Annotated in this window: 1 protein-coding gene; it reads right to left on the bottom strand. The window is 51.9% G+C overall.

Annotated elements, in window-relative coordinates; translation table 11 throughout:
- A partial coding sequence (locus ACJB0T_RS21935; RefSeq protein WP_495292945.1) for a VCBS domain-containing protein occupies positions 1–526 on the bottom strand: 526 nt, incomplete at both ends.

Below are 526 nucleotides of genomic sequence, written 5' to 3'. Positions count from 1 at the left end.
GTCACGGTGAATTCTTCAATCACTTTGTCGCCATCATCCAGCGCTTGAACCGCAGTAAGTGTATTATCCAGCGTGTAGGTCCAAGTGCCATCCGTCGCAATAGTGAGCGAGCCCAGCGTTGTGCCTACCGGAGTGGCGGTGCCCGCGTTGAATACTGTTTCACCGGCGTCTTCATCGCTGATCACCAGCTTATCAGTAGCAAGCAGCGTATCGCTTGGAGTGACAGCTACGTCCTCGGTCACAGCGCCCGATTCACCGCTAACGATCGACGGCGCGCCATCGACACCCGTAATGGTCACTACGATAGTTTGACTCACGGAGCCATCAATTGAGGTAACTTGGAATACTTCGTCGCGAGTAATGCCATCACCTAACTCTTGTACGCCAGTGAGTGAATTATCGACCGTATACATCCAGTTACCATTGGCATCAATGGTGAGATTGCCCAATGGCGATTGACCATCACCATTATTGAGTTTGGTGACCGTAGTGTTAAACAGCGCTTCCCCTGCATCGAGGTCAGCAA

The organism is Vibrio sp. CB1-5, assembly GCF_059412285.1.
The sequence above is the reverse complement of the archived record's forward strand: the minus strand, read 5'-3'. Positions and strand labels throughout refer to the sequence as shown.